Here is a 17,844-nt window from a genome sequence, read left to right as displayed (position 1 = left end):
TATTCTACCCTGTTACCATGCCTACAGATGAAAGCTCAACATTTGAATCAATTTCATTGTAGGAAACAACGATAAGATCCTTTACATAATCTTGTGTTAAACCTTTGAAATACATTCGAACTATTGGAGATGTAACAACAATAGGTGTTTTACCCATATCCTCAAGTTTTTTGATTTCTTCCTCAAGGGAAGCAATAATTGCTTTAATACGTTCTGGATCAAGTGTAAGATAAGCACCTTGTTCCGTCTGTTTAATTGATGCCATAATATCCTGCTCAACCTTAGGATCAACGGTTATTACCTGAGTGACCTCGTTTGGTGCAAAATATCTACCAGATATTGCTCGTTTTAATCCCTGACGAACATACTCAGTAAGTACATCTGTGTCATGTGTAGTTGTGGCATGATCTGCCAAAACTTCGAAAATAGTAAGCAAATCTCTGATAGAAACACCTTCTGAAAGAAGATTCTGCAATACCTTTTGAACATCGCCAAGTCCAAGCAACTTTGGAATAAGCTCTTCAACAATAACCGGATTGCTCTCTTTAAGATTATCAACAAGATTTTGAACATCCTGACGAGTAAGCAATTCTGCTATATGACTTCGAATAACTTCAGTCAGGTGAGTGGCAATAATTGATGGCGGATCTACTACTGTATATCCAAGAGATTCTGCTCTTTCACGCTGACTTTCTGTAATCCAGATGGCTGGAAGATGGAATGAAGGTTCGAAAGTAGGAATACCTGTAATTTCCTCTTCTACGTAGCCAGGATTCATAGCCATATAATGATCAAAAAGGATTTCTCCTTCTGTTACCTGTATACCCTTAATCTTAATAATGTATTGATTAGGGTTAAGCTGAATATTGTCTCGCAATCGAATAATTGGAACTACAGTACCTAATTCAAGAGCAATCTGACGTCTAATCATAACAACTCGATCTAGCAAATCGCCGCCTTGATTAACATCTGCTAGTGGGATAATACCATAACCAAACTCAAGCTCGATTGGATCAACCTGAAGCAGCGAAACAACATTTTCCGGCTTTCGTATTTCCTCTGCTTCGGTTTCTTCTGCAGCAACCTCCTGCTCTATCTCCTCCTCGCCGAGAGTCTTTGACATAGAATAACCAGTAATAATAAATGCTGCACCAAAGGCAAGAAATAATACCCAGTTTAGTGGTGTTGCTATTCCAAGGAAAACCATAGCCCCACCAACGATATATAAAACCTTTGGTATTCCAAATAGCTGTTTTACCAAAGTACCAGAGAAATCTGCTGCCTTTGATCCCTTTGTAACAAGAATACCTGTAGAAAGAGATATCAAAAGTGAAGGTATCTGAGAAACCAAGCCATCACCAATTGTAAGAATACCAAACTGCTGTATTGCTTCTGCAAATGGAAGCCCCTGGTTCATCATTCCAAGAACTGTACCACCAGCAAGGTTGATAACGGTAATAATAAGACCCGCTGTAGCATCTCCCTTTACGTACTTTGTAGCACCGTCCATAGCTCCGAAGAATGCTGATTCTTCTTGAATCTTATCTCTTCGTCTTTTAGCCTCTGCATCATCAATCGCTCCGGTATTCAGATCCGCATCAATAGCCATCTGTTTACCAGGCATAGCATCCAAGGTGAATCGTGCTGATACTTCAGCTACACGCTCAGAACCTTTATTGATAACCATAAACTGGATAATAATCAAAATAAGGAAAATGATGGCACCAATAACAAGATTATTGCCACCAACGAAACTACCGAATGTTGCTACAACGTTTCCTGGATCACCTGTTGAAAGAATCAATCTGGTAGAAGAAACGTTAAGTGAAATTCTAAAAATAGTAGTAAAAAGCAAAAGTGTAGGGAAGAATGACATATCCAAAACTTCCTGCACAAACAATACATTCATCAATATAATGAGTGCTATTGATATATTGAAAGCAATCATTATATCAAGGATAAAATTGGGGATAGGAATTACAAAGAATGTAACTGCAGCAAGCAAATACAACGCAATACCAACATCAGCTTTTTTTACTGAGGCAGTTAAATCCATAAGCATCCCCCTTTCTTAAAAATATTTCTAAACAGCTTTATTTCGCTGTGTGTAAACAACTGCAAGGATTTCAGCAACAGCCTGATATAGCTCTGGAGGAATAACCTCATCAACCTCTACTGTAGCGTACAAAGCTCTAGCAAGTGGCTTATTTTCCATAATTGGAACATTGTTTTCGGCAGCCACCTCTCTAATTCGCTTTGCTAAATAGTCTTCACCTTTAGCAACAACTTTTGGAGCTTCATCCTTTTCATTGTCATATAAAATTGCAACAGCCAAGTGTGTAGGGTTTGTAATGACTACATCAGCCTGTGGCACATTTTGCATCATACGCCTCTGTGAGCTTTCCATCATCCTACGTCTCTGCTGTCCTTTTATCTGAGGATCTCCCTCGGAATTCTTATATTCATCTTTGACTTCTTGCTTGGTCATTTTCATATCATCGTTGAATTTCCAACGTTGATATGCATAATCAGCAAAGCCAAGGACAATATACACTATACTAATCTTCATGCCAGTATCGACGATAATCTGAAAAATAAGGCTAAGAGCTTGATTTAATGCAACATCATATAAGATAAATAAGTTATTAGCCTGGTCCTTAATGCTGGTATAAGCAATGTAAACAATTAAAAATATCTTTGCCAAAGCCATCAAAAGGTTAACAATTGACTGCTTTGAAAATATTCGCTTAAATCCACTAATCGGATTAAATTTATTAAGCTTTGGTTCCAATGGCTTCATAGTAGGCTTCCATCCTACCTGAACAAGATTAGCAACAAAGCCTGTTACAAATCCTATGGCCAAGAATGGTAAAAGCACGATAAAAGACTTAGCTATAAGAATTCGAAATATTCCAGTTATTGTGCCAATAGTCAAGCCATCGCCATTCATAGATACTATATCTGGTATTATAGCATATATCCAAGCAAATATATCCTCTATACGTGTTCCTGCAAATCCAAGGAACAATCTAAGTCCTAAAAAGAACCCTAATAACGCGATACCATTAACAATTTCCTTACTCTTTGCAACCTTACCTTCTTTTCTGGCATCAGAAAGTTTTTTACTAGTAGGCTGCTCTGTCTTCTCTCCACCCTCACCGTCAGGAGCAAAGAACTGAAGATTATATGGAATTAAAACCTGATAATTATCCCTCATCAATAAAGCCCCTGTATAAATAGAGTTTGCATCTTTTTCATTTCTTTGAAAATAAATGCAGCAACATCTGGTAATAGGAAAATTGTTAAGAACAATACTACAAAACCAACGATAATTTTAAGCTGTGCACCAACAGAAAACATATGAATCTGTGGGGCAACCTTAACCATAATTCCAAGTATTGCATTAAGTATCATAATTACAGCAAATACCGGAAGAATAATTCTAAATGCTATTACAAAAATTTCTGTAATAAACATAATAGTAGAACTAAGCAGAGAATCCCATCTAAAAATTGTCCCACCAATTGGAATCAGTGTATAGGCATCACAAAATGTCTTAAAAATATATCTATGCATTCCAGACAAAACCAAGAAAATCATGATGAAATTATTGTATAAGGTACCTGTAACGGAAACCTCTGTCTGAAGTGTCGGATCAAACTCCTGAGCCATGGATAGACCTATATTCATGTCTATCATGTTACCTGCCAACAGGATAATGAAATTGCAGCAATATGTACTGAACCCAATTAATAGCCCTGTTATTGCTTCCTGAACAACTAAAAAAGCATATCCTGTAACTGTAGAATAATCCAAAGCGCTAAAATCAACAACGAAATAAAGAAGCAGTGAAACAAGTGCCGAAAAACCAATTTTTACTCTGGCCGGCGTATTACTTGTGTTGAAAAAAGGCGCCACTACTACAAACATGGATATGCGGGTAAGGAGCAACAAAAAGTATTCAAAATTTTGTAATGTAAAATCAATACTAAACATCCATCTAGCCTAAGTAAATACTAAAATTTGCCCATAATTGTGTAATGTATTCCGTCAAAACTGTAAGCATCCATGGGCCGAAAAACATAAGCGCAGCAAATACTCCTACTATCTTTGGGATAAAGGTGAGAGTTTGCTCTTGAATAGATGTGACCGTTTGAAAAATACTGATTATAAGACCAATTACTAGAGACACTAGTAAAAGTGGTAATGATGTAATCAGAAGAATGTATATAGCATCCCTGATAATGTCCAAGACCTGTCCTTCAGTCATAACCTATTCTCTCCTTAATAATTCTAATAGAATGTCTTGACTAACCCGCCAATAACAAGATTCCATCCATCTACCAATATAAATAACAATATCTTGAAAGGTAGGGATATTGTGGTAGGCGGAAGCATCATCATACCCATTGACATAAGTACAGATGCAACAACCATATCAATAACAATGAATGGAACATAAATTAGAAATCCAATAATAAAAGCTGTTCTAAGCTCAGATAAAATAAAAGCCGGAACAACGATAGTAAATGGTACAGAATCGTAGTCATCTACTTCATACGAAATGCCAGCAATATCACAGAACAAGTCCAAATCCTTTGTCTGTGTCTGACCATACATGAACTCTCTAACAGGTGCAATCGCATTGTCTATAGCTTCATCCTGAGTGATTTCGCCTGCATCAAATGGATCAATCGCTTCTGTCTTAATCTGTGTAAGAACTGGCGACATAATAAACAAAGTTAAAAACAACGCCAACCCAATCAATATCTGATTTGGAGGCGCTGTATTGGTTCCAATAGCAGCGCGGACAAAATGTAAAACAATAACGCATCTGGTAAAGGATGTTAGCATTATCAGAATCGAAGGGGATAACGTGATGATTGTAAGAACTAACAGCATTCTAAGAGTAGCCGTAAAGTTTCCATCTTCGCCATCAAAGCTAAGCGTAAATCCTCCGCCTCCAACAACCTCGTCTGAAGCATTTGGCGCATTTTCTGTTGCACCGTAATCCTCATTGTCTGCCCCATATTCTGCACTATATTCAGTTGCATGTACAGTTGTACTACTCATAAAAAGGGCGTAACAACCAATCATAGCTGTGATGACTAAGCTAAAAATTACGTACGCCTTCTTGAATTTACTCATAACATTCTGCCCAATCAGTTAATTTTTCTTTCTTGAAAGATTATCCAAAATCGATTTAAAATCTACCGGCATCTGTACAGATGTATCGGTAGCATCCAGTTCTTTAAGTTCAGATGAGGATAATTCCCCTAAAAGGGTTACTTCGTCTTTACCTACTGCAACGACGAAGTATCTATCCTCACCTGCCCTAATAATCTGAACATATTTATTGGTTGCAAGTCTGATACCTTCAACGATTTCAAGATTTCTGTTGAGACCTTGAGTCTTCTGGTAGCCTGCAATCCACTTAGTAACAAATGCAGTGAGTGCTAAGACTCCTACAAATACCACTAATGCAAAAATCAATTGAAAGATGCTCTCTCCAACCGCTGAAAGAAATATCATGATTAACCGATAACCTTCTTAACAGCCTCAAGAACACGTTCAGCCTGGAATGGCTTAACGATGAAATCCTTGGCTCCAGACTGAATAGCCTCGATAACCATAGCCTGCTGTCCCATTGCAGAGCACATGATAACGCATGCATTAGGATCCTTTTCCTTGATAGCCTTAAGAGCCCCGATGCCATCCATTTCTGGCATTGTGATGTCAAGAAGAACAAGATCTGGTGAAAGTTCTGAATACTTGTCAACAGCAATCTTTCCGTTCTCAGCCTCTCCGACTACGTTGTAGCCATTCTTTGTGAGAATGTCCTTAATCATCATTCTCATGAAAGCAGCGTCATCACAGATTAAAATGTTTTTTGCCATGTCTTCATCTCCTTAAATATATTTATTCTTTGATAATTTCTGTTATTCGTACGCCAAAAGACTCTTCGATAACTACTACCTCGCCTTTTGCCACATACTTGCCATTAACAAGTACATCTATTGGTTCACCGGCTATTTTGTTTAGCTCGATGATGGTACCTGGTGCAAAATCCAAAATATCTTGGATAGTTTTGTTTGTACGACCTAATTCTACTGTAACTTCCAAAGGAACGTCAAGAATCAAGTCTATATTCTCCTGAGCAAACTGAGCTGCAAAGCCCGGTCCAAATGGAGTAAACTGCGCCGGTTGTACATTTACCTGAGGACCAGGTGCGTACATATATGGCATCATAGGTTGTCCCTGCATTGGCTGTCCCTGCATCATACTAGGGTCCATCTGAGGTGGTGCCTGCATTTGAGGCGCAGCCTGTGGAGCAGGTGCTGGTGCTGGCTCTGGAGCAGGTGCTGGAGCAGCTTCTGCAACACCGTCATCAACTATGGAATTGGAATCTGACTCCATGTTGTTAAGAACAGAGCCACACATTTCCTTAGCAAGTGAGATTGGATATAGCTGCATCATCTCACTGTCTACCAATGTTCCAATTTCCATCTTGAAAGCAATTCTTACGAAGTTGCCTTTCAAGAATTCATCAATTTCTCCACCATCTATTGTAGCCAAATCTGTAAGCTGCGCTGTTGGTGGTGAAATATCTACCATTTTGTTCAGCATAGATGAAAGCGAAGTTGCACTTGCTCCCATCATCTGATTCATAGCCTCTGAAATAGCTGATAAATGAAGATCAGAAATTTCACCATCTGTATTGGTTCCATCTCCGCCCATCATCAAATCGGTAATGACCTTAACATCATTTTCTTTTAATACAAGAACGTTGCTACCATCAATACCCTTTGTATATCCAATACGAACAACTACACAAGAATCGTCGTATCCAGATGCTAATTCCTGCCAGTTTGTTTCACTAACAACTGGTGTTGAAATCTCAACCTTTTGATTAACAAGAGAAAATAAAGTTGTGGCCGCACTTCCCATGCTTATGTTGGCAACTTCACCGATTGTATCGATTTCCTGCTCTGAAAGCTCTCCACCACCAGATGATGGCTCGCCAGCAGGGGCATCGGGGATTCCGCCACTAAGTAGTGCATTTATCTCATCCTGTGATAATACACCATCGCCCATTCTACTGTTCCTCCCTTATAATTTGTGTCACTCGAACCGCATAATCTTTGCCTGATGCTCCCGGAAGGGCTTGGAACTTCTTAATATCTCCCACGAAAACATCCAACTCATCGTCAACCTTTGTGTCAAGTCTGACTATATCTCCAACCTGAAGCTGTGAAAAATCTGCAACTGTAATTGTGCTGTTACCAAGAACTGCCTTTACAGGTATCTTAGCATGATTAATTAAAGCTTCCACAGCATCTGAATAGCTTTCACCTGTTTTCTCCTTCTGACTACTATACCAGAACTTTGTGTTCAATTTGTCCATAACTGGCTCTAAAGTTATAAAAGGTAGACAAATGTTCATAAGTCCTTCTACATCGCCAATTTTAATATTGACTGTAACAATAGCAATCATCTCTGAAGGAGAGATAATCTGAGCAAACTGAGAGTTTGTTTCAATTCGCTCTAGTCTTGGATGAACATCCAAAACGTTTTCCCATGGTTCCCTAAGCAAGTCTACGCATGATGTCATTACTCTCTCAATAATGAGAAGTTCTATTTCTGAAAAGTCTCTAATCTTATCAAGAGGTTCTCCCTCCCCGCCAAGCATTCTATCTACCATTGCAAAGCCAAGATTAGAAGCCATTTCTACGATAATATTTCCCTCAAGGGGAGAAAAATCTACAATACCTAAAAGAACTGGATTTGATAGAGAATTTGAAAATTCCATGTAGGTAACAGCCTCGGAATTCATAACCTCTACCTGTATATTCTTTCTGAGGAATATAGGCAGGTTTGTTGACAACAATCTGCCATAATGCTCAAAAATAATTTCCATAGTTCTAAGGTGTTCCTTAGAAAACTTAGAAGGTCTAGCAAAATCGTAGTTCTTTACTGGCTTTTCTTTATTATTTTTAATCTCCTCGGCGTCAAGCTCACCGCTGGTCAACGCATTAAGCAGATTATCTATTTCGTTTTGTGAAAGAACGTCTCCCAAGCTTTCTCACCACCATTCATCCCAATAATTTCTACTTGCCAGATTACTGTTTCTGATAAGTAGCACTAGAGAAGTTCACTCTAACGATAAATGAAGATTTGAATAGAGTCTGAAGCTCTTCAAGAATCTCTTCTTTGATTTCATCTTCATTGTCTATCATTTCCTGTACTGTATGTTTTTTAATAACTGAATTTATTTTATCACTAATGATATTATCCTGGGCCGATAAAGTTCCATCAGATGCATATGTAGCATAATCTTCATTTGTGCTATCCAGCGATAATGATATACCAAGCACTGCATATCCATCAACAAGATTGATTGTAAGTGTCTCGCCACCATTAACAGGATAATCTACCATATCTGCAACATCAATACTAAGAGATCCAGCTGTATCTCCTGCTTGCAAATCCAAATCGATTGCAGAGCAAACCTTTGTGATCAGCTCATTGGCCTTTTGTGTCTCAGGAATAATAGTAATTGTAAGAACCGCTGTAAGAACAAGATTCACAACAACTAGTGCCAGTATAATTACTGTAATCAAATTCTTTTTCATGATTTGCCTTTCTACTCGGCTATATCTGACGAGTATGAATTATATATTTTGATTTCTACGCGTCTATTTCTAGCGCGTCCTTCAGCTGTGCTGTTGTCAGCAATAGGTACATACTCTCCTCGTCCAGCTGATTTAATGTATGCTGGATTCAAATCTGTGACTTCTCTAATTCTATCTGCAACATAAAGTGCACGATACATTGAAAGCACATCATTGTTTTCATATGTTCCAGATGACATCGGAACATTATCTGTATGACCTTCTATCTCAATGATATTGTTATCATACTGAGCAAGTATCTTTGAAAGATTATCAACTATGGTAAGAGCATCTTCTGTAAGAACTGCCTTACCTGAATCAAACAGTAACGCACCATTTATGGTAATCATTACGTAGTTTGCATTAAAATCTACTTCAACCTGGTCTTGAAGACCATATTCACTAAGCTGACTTTCTATTTCTTCTGCAATAGATTCGCTTTCGCCTGCTCCAGCTTCCTCGAGAGCTTCCTGGGCTTCCTCTACAGAAACGCCGTTAGAACTAACATCTCCCTCAGTTTCAGCAGAACCATCTTCTGATTGTTCTCCCTCATTTTCGTTTTCACTTGCGCCTTCTTTTTCATACTGTTCATCATCACCGTCATGAACACTATTGAAATAGTCGTCAAACATCTCAAGCTGACTGATACCTGATGATATCATCTGTCCCTCACCAATTGAGGTGCCGCCCTGAGAAAAAATACTAAAGCTAGACTGAATACTTGCAATTACTTCCTGGAACTTTTCAGTATCTGTACTAGACATAGAGAAAAGTAATACGAAGAAACATAGTAGCAAGTTCATCAAGTCTGAGAAGGTGGCCATCCAGGCAGGAGAACCAGCAGGAGCTTCCTCTTGCTTTTGCTTCTTTGCCATTAGCCCTCACCTCCTCCTTCGCCTTCGCCGATAGCACCACGAGATGCAGGTGGCAAGAAGGATTTAAGCTTTTCTTCTATTACACGTGGGTTTTCACCGGCTTGAATTGAAAGTAAGCCTTCCACAGTAATACTCTTAGTCATAACCTCGAGAGAATGATTAACACCAAGCTTTGTACCAATTGGACCTGTAAGCCAGTTCGCAATCAGTGAACCATACAAAGTGGTAAGCAACGCAACCGCCATGTTAGGACCGATTGTTGATGCATCCTCAAGGTTCTTTAACATGTTTACCAGACCAACCAGTGTACCAATCATGCCCCAGGCAGGTCCCATTTCACCCCATTTAGACCAGAAGTTCGTGCATACTTTATGTCTATCCTCCATACAGTCCAAATCAGTTTCAAGAATAGCACGAACCAGTTCAGGATCAGTACCATCTACTACCAGGTTAATTCCTTTTTTAAGGAACTCGTCTTCTATTCCATTGGCAGCTTCTTCAAGCGCCAATATACCTTCTTTTCTGGAAATATTCGCAAGATTTATAATCTGAGATATGCTATCAGCTGGGCTACCAACCTTTGGTTCGTTGATAGCTAATGTGATACTCTTTAATCCTCCAATAAAGTCTGCCATTTTGTTACATGCCATACAAGAGGACAAAGAACCACCAATAGTAATAATAACTGATGGAACATCTATGAAGTTTGCCATGGCTGCGACACCACCAGAAGACACGATACCGAAGATAACCATTACGACACCGAGTACTAAACCAGCTAAAGAAGCTATATCCAAAGCAATCACCATCCTATAAAAAATTGAGTAAAAACTAGTAAAATGTATAGAAATACACGGTATACACTTTTGTGATTATTTTACTAGATTTATAAATTATTGTCTACTTTTATCAGTAAAATCGTCTCATATTATTGTGTTTTTTCCATGTCCAAACCACAAAATATAGTTTCTTCACAGAATTTTTAGATTTTCAGCAAAAAAAGCCAAGCCTTGACGACTTGGCTTTTAGAGACTATAAATTATTAACGCTTAAGGTTAATAAGTTCCTCAAGCATTGTGTCTGATACTGTAATGATACGTGAGTTAGCCTGGAAACCACGCTGTGTAGTAATCATATCAGTAAATTCTGCTGATAAGTCTACATTAGACATTTCAAGCTGACCAGTGTTCATTGATGAACCATCTGCAGAAATATCTACACCAATTCCATCAAATTCACCAGAGTTAAGTGTTGTCTTGTAGCAGTTATCTCCTATCTCTTCAAGACCTGATGCATTAGCGAACTGAGCTGCAGCAATCTGTCCTAAAAGAACTGTATTACCATTACTGTATGAACCATAAATCTTACCATTATTGCTAACAGAAAGACCTGTCATTGTACCAAGCTTTTTACCAGCGCCAAGTGATGCATCTGTCACTGTACCTCTATTACCTACAGCAGTAGATGTACCACCATTGTCGTACATTGTAAGGAGTGAAAAATCAATTGTAATGTTAGACAATGCAGATTTCTCTGTATTAGGACCGAGAAGTGATGTATTCATAGTAAGCTGTGTCTGTCCATTCTGTCCAGCAAAAGTAAGATTGCCTTCACTTGTATCGAATTGTAAATCGTAACTAATATTCTTAGTTGTAATATATAAGCTTGTAGCACTTGCACGGGTTACATTGTCAATTTCAGCATCTGTTGGAAGTCCAGCTACAACTGATGACAATGGAATTGTTGTTGTTCCATCGCTAAATCTAGCAGGTTCAGTTGCTGTAGGACCATAGTAAGTATAAGGATATGTGTTTCCGCCGTCAGTGCTCAAAGCCAAAGCTCCACCTGAGGTTGAGAACATGTAGTCCGAACCATCAACTTTTGAATAAGTTAATGTACTTGTATTCTCCTTACCAAAGATATCTGCCTTACTTCCTCCATTGTTAATATAATTAGCAAGCAAATCATTATTATCTTTATCATAAAGATTTGTAAGTTCTACAGTGTATGAACCTTTTACAGGATCTTTAAGTTTGAACGAGAACTTGGCGGTATATGCATATCCAAGATTATCATAAAGTGTAAATGCACGAACATAACCATTTGAAGCGCTAAACTGTGGATCGTTCTTATCAATAACACCTGTAAATGTAGCCTGTGTAGTAGCTTCTGGTGCACTTGTAAGATTCTCTGGGGCCATAACTCTAAGTGGAGATACTGTATCCTTCATAATTACAGGAGATCCACTTGTAGTATCTGTCTGCCATCCCATTACAAGATAACCAGTAGTTGTCATAGCAAGGTTACCATTTCCATCGATATAGAAAGAACCGGCTCTAGTAAATACATTTTCTGTACCATTATTAACGATAAAGAAATTTGTTGTGTTTGTATCAGAAAGTCTGATATCAAGAGCATCGCCAGTAGACTGAGCAGCACCCGATGAAGTAATGGAAATCTTTGTTGCTCCATTAGTAACACCAAGACCTATCTGCTTAGCATTTGTACCACCACGTGTTTCTGTGGCGCCTGATGCCTGTGAAGTTGTCTGATACATAATATCAGAAAAAGTGGTTGAAGATGATTTGAACGCAACTGTGTTTACGTTGGAGATGTTATTACCAATAACATCCATCTTTGTCTGGTGTGTCTTAAGACCAGCAACACCAGAGAAAAGTGATCTCATCATAATGAATGACCTCCTCAAAGCATATTGCTATTGAGGTGACTGTTTGTTCCTTCTGTCAGTCGGGAACAATTAGCTTCCATAAGGTCCAGCTAAACTATAACAGCACCGTCAATATTTGTAAAAATGTTTTCGTCTGATTCAGTCTGATCCATAGCTGTAACTACGGTCTGATTAGGCACATTAACGATAAATGCTAATGTATCAACCAATACTAAAGAATCAGTAATTCCCTTTTCAGACGCTTTTTGAACGCCTTCTTCAAGTCTAAGGGATTGTTCCTCAGAAAGCTTAATATTTCTATCATCAAGTCTCTGAGTGGCATGCTTTGAAAATTTTAATTCTGAAGCATTTTCAAGCTTCTGTTTAAAAATATCCTCAAAGGATGCGCCATTAAGATTGCCCAATGGTCTGGACTCTTGTGCTGGATTAAGGTAAGTTCCAGCTACCTGCTCAATGGAGGTGAAATTTGGATTAATATTTAAATTGTTCATTTTATCCCTCCTAAATTAAGCTTCTTCACCACTTACAACTTCTTCAATTGGAGATGTACCTGTTGTCTCTTCTGATTGTGTTGTACCTTCTGTGGTAGTAGTCTCTGCAACAATTGCACTAGCTGCATTCTCTTCAGCCTGAGTAGTTGTATCAGTAGATGTGTTTGTATCTTCTGATGCCTGGCTAGAAGTATCACTAGTCTGAGCAGTTGTAGAAGATTGATTTGCTGCAGCCTCTGCTGCCTTTGCTGCTTCTTCAGCCGCTTTTTTAATTGCCTCTTCTCTTTCTTTATCGGCAGCTTCCTTCGCAGCCTTAAGGTTATTAAACTGAGAAACTACGGCATTATACTTTTCAAGTGCTTCTTTTCCTACAAATGAAAGGCTATAGGCATCCATTGCATTGTAATAACTTACAGCTAATCCTACTTTTTCTTCATCTTTAAGAGTAACTTCCTCAGCCTTTGGTAGTTGATTAATAGCATCTGTCAAAAGGCTAGCTAAGTATTTAGCTGAATAGTACTCTTCATCCACTACAGAATCAATTTTTGACATGTCATACAGGTTGCCATTAACAGAAACTTTCATAGCACCATCGTCGCCTTTTTTAATAAAGTCAACCTTACCTTCGATAGTTTCGCCATCTACAGTAAGAGATACCACTTTACCCACCATGCTATTAGCTTGAATACTTTCCATACTAGCTTGAACTGTCTGAAGAGTTTCAATCTGTGTAAATGATGCAAGTTGCGATACATACTGGCTGTTATCTGTTGGTTCCAACGGATCTTGATACTGCATTTCTGCTGTCAAAAGCTTTAAAAACATTTCCTGATTGTATTCAGTACCGTTGTTTTTAGATGCTGTCTTTGAAGTAGAATTGGTAGTTTCACTCTTAGTTGCCTCTGTGGAAGCAGTTGTCTTTTTGTACTGCCCATTTGTAAGAGCACCAACTAATAAATTTTCCGCCATTTATTTCCTCCTCCCGTTATGCTTGGAAATCTAATGTATTACCATTATCTTTCATCATCTGAGCTATAAGAATATCTTCTTCCGACATGAGCCCTGTCAAATCATCCATGCTGTTAAGATTGATTCGATTGCTTCGTCTTTCCGACTGATTTGCCTGCTCATCGCGTCTTTGCTCATTTCTGGCATCTTCTTCAAGATTCTTTTCAAATTCATGTGTTCCTACAGAAACTTCAATGGAAGTAACCTTAGTAGAACTATTCTGATTCATCTCTACACGAAGATTTGCCATTTGCGACTCTAGCGCTTGTTTAACTGCATCATTCTCAGTGAAAATTCTTGCAGTTATTTCATCACCCTTTTGAGTGACTTCCATGAAAATTTTTCCTAATCCCTCTGGGTTAAGAGTCATTTCCATTGTTGTAGATTCCGCCTCATTAAGAATTCTAGCCTGTTCAACCAACTGGTTTACAATTTCTTCAGATGAAACTGTTTGACCTGTAGGAAGTGAAACCAACTGCTCTTCTGGCGAGAATTGAATTTCAATCCTTGGTTCAGCAAAAACCATTCCATCATTTCGAATAATTGGTTCTGAAGGCTTTGTAGTCTGTTTTAAAACTACGTTTTCTTGAGTTTTAGCATTAGGCTGTTCAAAAGATGAATCTTCTGAATCAGACTGCTTTGCATCAACATTTTCTTTTAATGTGATTTGCTGACTAGGTTCTGTATTTTCAGATACTGTCTTAGTATTTTCAGTGCTTTCTTCTGGCTTAACAATAGTTGTTTCAGCCTGGATAGCCACTGGCTCCTCCGGGAGTTCTTCAGCAACCTCAAGAACTTCTTCAGGATTAACCTGGGTAAGGCTTTCTTCCTTAGGCACATCCACATCAATCATTTCCTGTGAAGCATAAGAAATAACAATATCTTTTACCTCAATAAAGGAAATACCTGTTTCTTCAAATAGCTGATTTGTGAGTTCATTAACTACATCAAGAATACCTTTAAATTCCTCACTCATTACCAATGCGATAGAATCATCCTCGCCAGTAAGTGTAGCTACAAGCTGAGCTAAATCCTGAGGATTTAATAAATCGATAACTGTAAGTCCCAAAGTTTCCATTGCATTTTCAATGTCTTCTTCAGTAACGTCCAGCTCTTCCTCAATGACCGCCTTAACTTTGTCTACCGCTTCATTTACCTTTTCAACAACTTCTTCATTTACTGTATCAGGCTTTTCCTCAGTTTTGATAACCTTTGGTTCCTTTGATACGCTGAAGGATTTGTTGCTTACATCTGCTTGGTTAGAATTATCCGCAGGTGCAGGTACATCGCTAGGCTTAATGGCATTCTGCAATGTTTTGTCGAATCCGAATCCAGATTTTGGAAGCTCCGATTTAGCATCCACAAGATCCACATTGACATTTCCCACTTGAACCAGCAAGTTAGAAACATTGCTACTTGTCATGTGTTGTCCTCCTTTCTTATATTCTCTTTTCAAATTGCAAATATAAGACTAAGGCTCCATCATCTTGGTTATAATAGCTGCATTTTCTTCGGACATAGCAGCTAAAATATCTGCCCTCGTACTAGCGTCCATAGCTGAGAGAATCTCGCATACAAGATCAAAATCATCTGTCATAGTATCAAATATGGCAGCTGCATCTTTGGCTTTCATGCTTGAATATGCCTTAACATAATCTTCGATTTCTTCATCCGTCTGGATTTGAGAAACCACCTGTTTATAGATAGCTTCAGCATTCTCTGGCTCTATAGACTCATAGTAAGTCTTATATTCATTTATATCGGGTGCATTATCCGAAAAAACAACCTCTTCATAAAATTTTTCTTTAGTTTCTTCGAACGCCGCCTCGTTAGCCTTGTATTCAGCAAGCTCTGCTGAAGCTGCCTCTAACTCTGCAATATAATCACTATTTTGAGTGCCCGTTTCTTTAAGAGCTTCGATTTCTACTTCAAGCTCTTTGATTCGATCTACCGCCTCATCAACTGTAGTATATGCTGCATATTCGTCTTCTTCTGCTGGGATGTATTCCTCAATACCAGGTAAGATTCTATTAACATATGGTACATCCTTTAAAACAGGAAATAGTACTGTCGAGCCGAATCCGCCAACATCCATCTTTACAAGAAAGGCAAAAATAACAAGCCAAATAAGAATGATTAACAGCACAACAAAGCCCATGATAAGTTTGCCGCCAATACCTAAGCTCTCCTCCTCATCAGCTCCCTCTTCACCATTCTTCTTTGCATCTTTTTTAGCCTGCTTTTCAGCCTTTTTAGCTTCTTTTGCAGCTTTCTTTGCAGCCTTTGGATCTTCTTCAGTTGTGTTTCCAACTTCTTCTGTTACATCTGCCATAACTTACTCTTCCTCTTTCTCTGCATTAAAATATGAATAGCTTACCAACTCATCTGTAATCTTGCTTTCTTCGTAATCAATCTCATCCAAGAACTCTTCAAATGCATGCTCTCTAAGCTTTTCATGCATCTTGCGTTCCATCATAACTTCATTGAGCTTTTTTCTAGCAACTTCCATGGCCTTTTGTGCTTTTGAAAGTTCTATCATCTGATCACGAAGGGCAACCTTCATCGAAGAAATTGCATTTTTACAGGTCTTGATTTTACTAATATCAATATCACCAATAGAAAGCTCCTTTAACTGTCTTTCATAGCCTGCCTGCTTAATCATCAACTCTCGCAGCTTTTGCTGCTCTTCGTTGAACCTGGCAGTAGCCATTCCAAAATTAGCCTTCTCTTGTTCTTCGATTTTCTGTTTTAGCTCAAGAATGTTTTGCATTCTGTAAACAAACTTCGCCATAATTCACTCCTTATTAATCCTGGAATATAGCTGTCATTTGCTCAATAATATCATCATACTCAAATCTATCGTGTGTCTGCTGTAACAAGAATTCGTTAACAGCGTCAATCTTCTTAATAGCATAATCAATAGATTTGTTTGAACCATTTTTGTATGCTCCAATATTTATCAAATCTTCTGCTTCCTGATAGGTAGCAAGAACATTTTTAAGCTTACCTGCCACAGCCTTATGCTCCGGTGTAGCTACAGCAGACATAACTCTAGAAATAGACTGCAGCACATCAATAGCTGGGTAATGATTCTTTTGAGCCAACTTTCTGTTAAGCATAATATGTCCATCCAAAATAGAACGAGCTGTATCAGTGATAGGTTCGTTGAAATCATCACCATCAACAAGAACAGTATAAAGCCCTGTGATAGAACCAACTGCAGAATTACCTGCTCTTTCCAAAAGACGAGGCATCTCCGAATATACAGATGGTGGATATCCTCGTGTAACAGGAGGCTCACCGGAAGCCAAGCCTATTTCTCGCTGAGCCATAGAAAAACGTGTAAGAGAATCCATCATGAGAAGGACATCCTTCCCTTGGTCTCTGAAATATTCGGCTATTGCTGTAGCTGTAAGCGCTGCCTTTTTACGAATAAGGGCTGGCTTATCTGATGTGGCACAAACTACTACAGAACGAGCCATACCTTCTGGTCCCAAATCGTTTTCTACGAATTCTCTAACCTCTCGTCCACGCTCTCCTATAAGAGCAATAACATTTATTTCGGCCTTAGTATTTCTAGCGAACATACCCATAAGTGTAGATTTACCAACACCTGAGCCAGCAAAAATACCAATTCTCTGTCCCTTACCTACAGTAATCAAGCCATCAACAGCCTTAACACCCAAAGACAAAGGCTCCTTTATGATTACACGAGACATTGGATCTGGTGGGTCTGCTTCCGCAGGATAATTAACCATATTCTCAAACTGAGTTAAATCATCTACATCTGATGGAACACCAAGTCCATCTACCAGATGACCTAAAAGCTCGTTTCCAACAGCAACCTCAAGTGGATGACCAGTATTTTCAACCATACATCCAACACCAATTCCCTCTACATTCTCATAAGGCATCAAAAGCAGACGTTTATCTTTAAAACCGACAACCTCTGCTTTTATTCTTTCCCCTGAGCCCTCTACAATGATTTCACATAAATCACGTAGCTTAGCCTCCGGTCCAACTGATTCAATTGTAAGTCCAACTACTTTAACCACCTTGCCAAGAGATTTAAAATAATCTTTTTCAACAAGCTGCATTAGTGAATTTTG

19 protein-coding genes are annotated in these 17,844 nt (G+C 38.6%); all 19 read right to left on the bottom strand.

The genetic code is table 11. From position 1 onward, the window contains the following. Positions 1-4 precede the first annotated feature (4 nt). On the bottom strand, positions 5-2,056 hold the full coding sequence (flhA, locus tag BO15_RS0108810) for a flagellar biosynthesis protein FlhA (RefSeq protein ID WP_033153987.1): 2,052 nt from the start codon (positions 2,054-2,056) through the stop codon (positions 5-7). A 27-nt stretch (positions 2,057-2,083) separates the two neighbouring features. Then, positions 2,084-3,217 carry a flagellar biosynthesis protein FlhB gene (gene flhB, locus BO15_RS0108805; RefSeq protein ID WP_033153986.1) on the bottom strand — a complete coding sequence of 378 codons (1,134 nt, stop codon included), beginning with the start codon at positions 3,215-3,217 and terminating at the stop codon, positions 2,084-2,086. Next, positions 3,217-3,996, bottom strand: a complete 780-nt coding sequence (locus tag BO15_RS0108800) for a flagellar biosynthetic protein FliR (protein ID WP_033153985.1) — start codon at positions 3,994-3,996, stop codon at positions 3,217-3,219. The genes flhB and BO15_RS0108800 overlap by 1 nt, the downstream gene beginning before the upstream one ends. Before the next feature lie 4 nt (positions 3,997-4,000). Beyond that, positions 4,001-4,270 carry a flagellar biosynthesis protein FliQ gene (gene fliQ / locus BO15_RS0108795; RefSeq protein ID WP_033153984.1) on the bottom strand — a complete coding sequence of 90 codons (270 nt, stop codon included), beginning with the start codon at positions 4,268-4,270 and terminating at the stop codon, positions 4,001-4,003. 23 nt (positions 4,271-4,293) lie between these two features. Next, entirely contained in the window at positions 4,294-5,148 is an 855-nt protein-coding gene (gene fliP / locus BO15_RS0108790) for a flagellar type III secretion system pore protein FliP (RefSeq protein WP_033153983.1), read from the bottom strand. Between the two features lie 18 nt (positions 5,149-5,166). Then, a complete protein-coding gene (locus tag BO15_RS0108785; RefSeq protein WP_157752332.1) occupies positions 5,167-5,493 on the bottom strand; it encodes a flagellar biosynthetic protein FliO in 327 nt (108 codons plus the stop codon). A gap of 41 nt (positions 5,494-5,534) precedes the next feature. Continuing rightward, a complete protein-coding gene (locus BO15_RS0108780; RefSeq protein ID WP_028236293.1) occupies positions 5,535-5,897 on the bottom strand; it encodes a response regulator in 363 nt (120 codons plus the stop codon). Positions 5,898-5,919: 22 nt separating this feature from the next. Continuing rightward, positions 5,920-7,095, bottom strand: coding sequence for a flagellar motor switch phosphatase FliY (gene fliY / locus BO15_RS0108775; RefSeq protein ID WP_033153981.1), 1,176 nt, complete (start codon positions 7,093-7,095; stop codon positions 5,920-5,922). Between the two features lies 1 nt (position 7,096). Beyond that, a complete protein-coding gene (gene fliM, locus BO15_RS0108770; protein WP_033153980.1) occupies positions 7,097-8,077 on the bottom strand; it encodes a flagellar motor switch protein FliM in 981 nt (326 codons plus the stop codon). A gap of 43 nt (positions 8,078-8,120) precedes the next feature. Further along, complete coding sequence (locus tag BO15_RS0108765; RefSeq protein ID WP_033153979.1) at positions 8,121-8,633, bottom strand: SPFH domain-containing protein; 513 nt, start codon at positions 8,631-8,633, stop codon at positions 8,121-8,123. Between the two features lie 11 nt (positions 8,634-8,644). Then, the gene (locus BO15_RS0108760) at positions 8,645-9,547 is read right to left on the bottom strand and encodes an OmpA/MotB family protein (RefSeq protein ID WP_033153978.1); all 903 of its coding nucleotides are present in this window, start codon (positions 9,545-9,547) and stop codon (positions 8,645-8,647) included. Beyond that, complete coding sequence (locus BO15_RS0108755; RefSeq protein ID WP_334291137.1) at positions 9,547-10,353, bottom strand: motility protein A; 807 nt, start codon at positions 10,351-10,353, stop codon at positions 9,547-9,549. Before BO15_RS0108755 ends, BO15_RS0108760 begins: the two co-directional genes overlap by 1 nt. A 236-nt stretch (positions 10,354-10,589) precedes the next feature. After that, positions 10,590-12,236, bottom strand: a complete 1,647-nt coding sequence (locus BO15_RS0108750) for a flagellar hook protein FlgE (protein WP_033153976.1) — start codon at positions 12,234-12,236, stop codon at positions 10,590-10,592. An 89-nt stretch (positions 12,237-12,325) separates the two neighbouring features. Continuing rightward, positions 12,326-12,727 carry a TIGR02530 family flagellar biosynthesis protein gene (locus tag BO15_RS0108745; protein WP_033153975.1) on the bottom strand — a complete coding sequence of 134 codons (402 nt, stop codon included), beginning with the start codon at positions 12,725-12,727 and terminating at the stop codon, positions 12,326-12,328. A gap of 15 nt (positions 12,728-12,742) precedes the next feature. Continuing rightward, complete coding sequence (locus BO15_RS13265) at positions 12,743-13,696, bottom strand: flagellar hook assembly protein FlgD (protein WP_052169864.1); 954 nt, start codon at positions 13,694-13,696, stop codon at positions 12,743-12,745. 16 nt (positions 13,697-13,712) lie between these two features. Further along, entirely contained in the window at positions 13,713-15,158 is a 1,446-nt protein-coding gene (locus BO15_RS0108735; protein WP_033153974.1) for a flagellar hook-length control protein FliK, read from the bottom strand. A 48-nt stretch (positions 15,159-15,206) separates the two neighbouring features. After that, positions 15,207-16,067 carry a MotE family protein gene (locus BO15_RS0108730; protein WP_033153973.1) on the bottom strand — a complete coding sequence of 287 codons (861 nt, stop codon included), beginning with the start codon at positions 16,065-16,067 and terminating at the stop codon, positions 15,207-15,209. A gap of 3 nt (positions 16,068-16,070) precedes the next feature. Continuing rightward, positions 16,071-16,526, bottom strand: coding sequence for a flagellar export protein FliJ (fliJ, locus tag BO15_RS0108725; protein ID WP_033153972.1), 456 nt, complete (start codon positions 16,524-16,526; stop codon positions 16,071-16,073). Positions 16,527-16,539: 13 nt separating this feature from the next. Continuing rightward, a complete protein-coding gene (fliI, locus tag BO15_RS0108720; protein ID WP_033153971.1) occupies positions 16,540-17,832 on the bottom strand; it encodes a flagellar protein export ATPase FliI in 1,293 nt (430 codons plus the stop codon). Between the last annotated feature and the right edge of the window lie 12 nt (positions 17,833-17,844).

The organism is Pseudobutyrivibrio ruminis HUN009 (assembly GCF_000703005.1).
In the GTDB taxonomy this organism is placed as follows: domain Bacteria; phylum Bacillota; class Clostridia; order Lachnospirales; family Lachnospiraceae; genus Pseudobutyrivibrio; species Pseudobutyrivibrio ruminis_A.
Note: the sequence above shows the minus strand (reverse complement) of the source record. Positions and strands in the feature narration are given on the sequence as shown.